Origin of the sequence: Streptomyces sp. NPDC059455 (genome assembly GCF_042750115.1) — a bacterium.
GTDB classification, from domain to species: domain Bacteria; phylum Actinomycetota; class Actinomycetes; order Streptomycetales; family Streptomycetaceae; genus Streptomyces; species Streptomyces endocoffeicus.
Genome location: NZ_JBHYVB010000263.1, coordinates 8,290 through 13,347, shown reverse-complemented (window position 1 = coordinate 13,347; position 5,058 = coordinate 8,290). Strand labels below are relative to the sequence as shown.

Here is a 5,058-nt window from a genome sequence, read left to right as displayed (position 1 = left end):
GCCCCGGTGCGGGGCGGCGCGGCGCGGGCGCCTTAGCCGGTTTTGGTCAGCTTCGCCGCGAAGCCGCCGTTCTTCGGGACGTCCACCTTGAGTCGTGAGGTGGCCGTGACCTCCTGGCTCTCCGTGACGACCTTGCCGTTCGGGCCGTCCTTCCACACCTCGATCCGCCAGTCGCCCTTGCCGAGGAAGCTCAGCGGCTCGTCCAGCGTGCGGGCCTCGCCCGAGGTGATCGCGCCCAGGTACCAGGTGTCGCCGGAGCGGCGGGCCAGGACGGCGCGGTCGCCGGGGTCGCCGTCGACCAGTTTTGTGTCGTCCCACACCGTGGGCACCTGGTTCAGGAACTTCAGCTCGAGCGGCCTGCTCTCGTACGACTCGACGCTGTCGGCGAAGTGCTGCACCCCGGACTCGTAGACGACCGACAGCGCGAGTTCGGCCGCGTCACTCGTGGGCCGCACGCCGGTGAAGGTCACCGGGGTGAAGTCCATGGGCCCGATGAGGTTCCGGGTGAAGGGCAGGGTCGTGTAGTGCGCGGCCGGGAAGGGCTGGCGGCCCGGCTTGGGGCGGGTGCCCTCGGCGCCCTTGACCGCCTCGGTGCTCATCAGCTGCGGCCAGGTCCGCTCCTGGCCGCGCGGGATCGTGGCGCCGTGGAAGTTCAGCATCAGCTTGTGCCGGGCGCTGTCCTTGAAGACGGCGTCGTACCAGCGCATCCGGTCCTGGCCGTCCGACTCCAGGAAGTCGATCTTCAGCCCGGCGATCCCCCAGGACTTCCACAGCGGGAACAGCCGGTCCCGCTCGCTCTGCGCGTCGATGGTCTGCCAGCGGGCCCACAGCCAGACGCCGACGCCCTTCTCCTTGGCGTACGCGGTCAGCTCGGGCATCCAGGAGTCGCTCCAGCCGGAGTCGACCAGGATGTACTCCCAGCCCTCGCGCGCCGCGAAGTCCACGAACTTCTTCTGGGCGTCCAGGCTGGTCGGGCTCTGCCCGTCCGACCACCAGGACCAGGCCGCCCGGCCCGGTTTGATCCATGAGGTGTCGGCGACCTTGGAGGGGGCGGCCAGATCGGTCGGCAGATCGCTCTCGGTGACGGTGGCGAGGTCACCGATGACCATCGTGCGCCAGGGGGTGGTCAGCCCGGGGCCGCTGACCTCGGCGGGGTCGGGGAGGGTGAGCTTGAAGCGGTCGGTGGCGGAGTCGAGGGTGAGCCGGGAGCCGCCGTAGGAGCTGTTGAGGTCCGCCTCCTCGATCAGCATCCAGCTGGAGCCGATGTGGAAGAGCGACGGATAGCCGTAGTCGCCCGCCTTGGCGTCGGCCACCGTGCCGCGGTCGTGGGCGGACTCGTAGTCCTGGCGGCCGTTGTCGTACGGCAGGAGGAAGGAGTCGGCGGACGGCGGGACGGCGTACTCGGTGCTCTCGCCGAGTACGGTGACCGTCCCCTTGTCCGGCAGCACATAGCGGTAGGCCAGCCCGTCGGCCGAGACCCGGATGACCACCTTCAGCGTCCGTCCGTCCTTGTGGAAGGTGAAGGTCGACTCGGAGGCGTCGGAGGTGTGGTGGGTGCGGCGGCCGGTGGTGGTCGTGTAGCTCTCGTGGACCTTACGGTCGCTGCGCCCCGCGAACCGCAAGCCCTTGCTGAAATCGGTCTCGGCGGTGCGGATACCCAGGCCCGACGGCCGGAGAACGGTGGTGGAGCCATGGCGCGCGGCCAGTGTCAGCGCGCCCTCGTTGTTCAGCTTGAGCTCGCCGCTGACCTGCCCCTTTCCGGTCAGCCGCCAGTCCTGCGCACGACCGTCCGATGCCGCCGCCGCCCGGAGCGGCACCAGCACGGCGGCCGCGCAGGCGAGGGCGGCCACGGCTCTGGTGACCTTTGATCGTGCCGTATGCATCGTTCCTCCTCGTTCACCGCATCCTCGACACGGCGCTCGATACATCAGAGCAATCGGGTGCCTTGACGCATCATCAGCCCCTTTCTACGCTCCCGTCTAGCCAAATCATCGGAGCAATCTGGTCGCTTCGGGGACGGGAGAAGATCGGGATGCCAGTCAGCAGACGCGGATTCCTGGGTCGGGTGGCGGCGGGCGCGGCCGCGAGCACGGCCGTCGGCACGGTCCTCCCCGAACAGGAGGCGGCGGCCCAGCCACAGCATTCGGTGGCCCTGCGGGGCATGCGCACCGACCAGGAGTGGGAGCGCTTTCTCAACGGCCAGGATCTGATCTGGAAGCGCTTGCCGAGAACGTGGTACGAGGGGCCGTTCCTCGGCAATGGCCTGCTCGGCTCGATGATCTACCAGGAGCCCGGGGAGAACGCCCTGCGCTTCACGGTCCACCACAGCGAGGTGCAGGACCACCGGCCCACCGAAGGCGGCAGCGACTGGGGCGTGGCACGGCTCCCGGTCGGCAATCTGCTGCTGCGCCCGGTCGGCGCCATCACCGGCGTCGATCTGCGGCTGGATCTGTGGAACGCCGAGTTGCGCGGCACGGTCACCACGGACAAGGGGAAGCTGAAGCTCCGCGCGCTGGTGCACAACGACCGCACCATGCTGCTGGCCACCGTCGAGGCGAGCACCGGCGAGGAGGGGTTCCGCTGGGAGTTCAAGCCCTCACCGGCGGTCAGTCCGCGCATCGTCCGCGAGGATCCGCCGAAGGGCTTCGAGCCCAACCCGGCCCCGGTCAGCCGCACCGAGGACGGGCTGGGCGTCACCGTCCAGTCCCTGGTGGCGGGCGGGCAGACGGTGACCGCGTACAAGCAGCGGGGCAGCGGCCGGGAGCGCACGTACTACCTGGCCGTGGCGCACTCCCACCCCGGTACGGACGCGGAGGGCCGGGCGCGGACCACCGTGCGCAAGGCGTCCGCGCTGCCGGTCTCCAGCCTGCGGCGCACCCACTACGAGTGGTGGCACCGCTTCTACCGCAAGAGCTTCATCTCGGTGCCCGACGGGATGCTCCAGAGCTTCTACTGGATCCAGCTGTACAAGCTGGCCTGCGCCGCCCGTGAGCACGCCCCCGTCATGGCCACCACCGGCCCGTGGGTGGAGCCGACGCCCTGGCCCGGGGTGTGGTGGAACCTCAACGTCCAGCTGGAGTACTGGCCGGTGCACGGCTCCAACCACCTGGAGCTGGACGCGATTCCGCGCACCCTCGCCGAGAACACCGATGTGCTCATCAGCGGCCTCAAGCCCGAGTACCGCGCCGACTCGGCCGGGCTGCGCCGCTCCACGGACGCGCAGTGCGAGGACAACGGCACGGTGCCGGTGCCGGGCGTCGGGGACTCCCCCGAGGTCGGCGATCTGCCCTGGGCGCTGCACAACGTCTGGCTGACCTACCGCCACACCATGGACCGGGGCCTGCTGGAGGATGTGCTCTATCCGCTGCTGCGCCGCTCCACCAACTACTATCTGCACTTTCTCCAGGAGCAGCCGGACGGCAGGCTGCATCTGCCGAAGACCTTCTCCCCCGAGTACGGCGCGGCCCCGGACTGCAACTACGACCTGGCGCTGCTGCGCTGGTCCTGTCAGACCCTGCTGGACACGGTCGAGCTGCTGGACAAGGACGATCCGCTGGTGCCCAAGTGGCGCGAGGTGCTGGAGAAGCTGGTCCACTATCCGGTGGACGAGAACGGCTTCATGATCGGCACCGGTGTCCCCTTCGCCAAGTCCCACCGCCACTACTCCCATATGCTCTCGGTCTACCCGCTCTACCTGGTCAACTGGGACCAGAAGGAGCACCGGGACCTGATCGCCCGCTCGCTGGAGCACTGGATCAGCTTCGAGGGCGCGCTGCGCGGCTACAGCTTCTCGGGCGCGGCCTCGATCTCGACGCAGATGGGGCGCGGCGATGACGCGCTGAAGTATCTGCGGGAGCTGGTGGCGCGGTTCATCCAGCCCAATACCCACTACTACGAGGCGGGTCCGGTGATCGAGACCCCGCTGTCGGGTGCGCAGACGATCCACGACATGCTCTGCCAGAGCTGGGGCGGGACCATCCGTTTCTTCCCCGGGGTGCCGGGCGAGTGGCGGGACGTCACGCTGCACGACTTCCGTACCCAGGGCGCGTTCCTGGTCAGCGGGGTGCGTACGGGCGGGACGACGCGCTGGGTGCGGGTGCGCAGCCTGGCCGGGGAGCCCTGCCGCGTCCGTCACTCGATCGGCGGCCGGGTCACGGTCGCCGGGGTCGGCGGCCCGGCGCCGAAGTGGCGTGACCTGGGGAACGGCGAGATCGAGCTGGAGCTGGGCCGGGAGGACGAGGCGGTGATCTACCCGGCCGGCACCCGGCCGGACTTCCGGATCGCCCCGGTGAAGGTCACCACCCCGGCCGAGCCCTGGGGCCTGCCGGAGCTGCCGCAGACGGGCGCGGTCACCCAGGTCGATCTGACCGGGCAGTTCGACAACGACGCCATCACCACCGAGATGTACTACGGGGACGGCGACTTCGACGGTACGGGCCGCACCTATCCGATGGCGCAGCTGCCGCAGACCGGGCAGACCGAGGACGACGGGATCACCTTCGCGTTCACCAACGGCAGCGAGGGCTCCAACAACAATGTCATCGCCGCAGGTCAGAAGGTCACGGTCACGGCGGGTGGCTATACGAAGCTGCATGTGCTGGGCGCGGGCGACACCGGCAATGTGTCCGTCCCCGCCGAGGCCACGTACGCCGACGGCTCCACGGGCAAGCTGACCATCCAGCTCACGGCCTGGATGTCGGGTCCGGCGTATGGGGAGACGGAGGCGGTGCGGACGAGTCAGATCCACACCCGCACCGGCCCGTTGGGCACCAAGGCCGCGATCTTCCACCAGGTGGTGGAGCTGGACCCGGGCAAGGAGCTGTCGGCGATCACGCTGGGCGCCCCCTCGGGCACCGCACGGGCGCACATCTTCGCCCTCTCGCTGGAGAAGGACGACTGACAAGGACGACCGAGGAAGGACCCGCACCGCCGATACACACCGCGACGGGGGGCCCCGGGGGGGGGGGGGGGGGTTTTTGTGATGTTGGGACAGGTGATTTGAAAAACTGGGGAATTTTTTTTACCCCAGGAGTGTGGGGGGGGGCAACCGGGCCAAAA

Annotated in this window: 2 protein-coding genes; one reads left to right on the top strand and one right to left on the bottom strand. The window is 69.4% G+C overall.

Annotated elements, in window-relative coordinates:
- Positions 1-32 precede the first annotated feature (32 nt).
- A complete protein-coding gene (locus ACFXB5_RS48055; RefSeq protein ID WP_385220937.1) occupies positions 33-1,883 on the bottom strand; it encodes a glycoside hydrolase family 97 catalytic domain-containing protein in 1,851 nt (616 codons plus the stop codon).
- Positions 1,884-2,032: 149 nt separating this feature from the next.
- Between ACFXB5_RS48055 and ACFXB5_RS48050 the strand changes: the two genes are divergently transcribed.
- Complete coding sequence (locus ACFXB5_RS48050) at positions 2,033-4,900, top strand: twin-arginine translocation signal domain-containing protein (protein ID WP_385220935.1); 2,868 nt, start codon at positions 2,033-2,035, stop codon at positions 4,898-4,900.
- Positions 4,901-5,058: the final 158 nt, after the last annotated feature.

Coding starts and splice junctions, on each gene's coding strand:
- ACFXB5_RS48050 (WP_385220935.1), top strand. CDS start 2,033: ATGCCAGTCAGCAGACGCGGATTCCTGGGTCGGGTGGCGGCGGGCGCG.
- ACFXB5_RS48055 (WP_385220937.1), bottom strand. CDS start 1,883: ATGCATACGGCACGATCAAAGGTCACCAGAGCCGTGGCCGCCCTCGCC.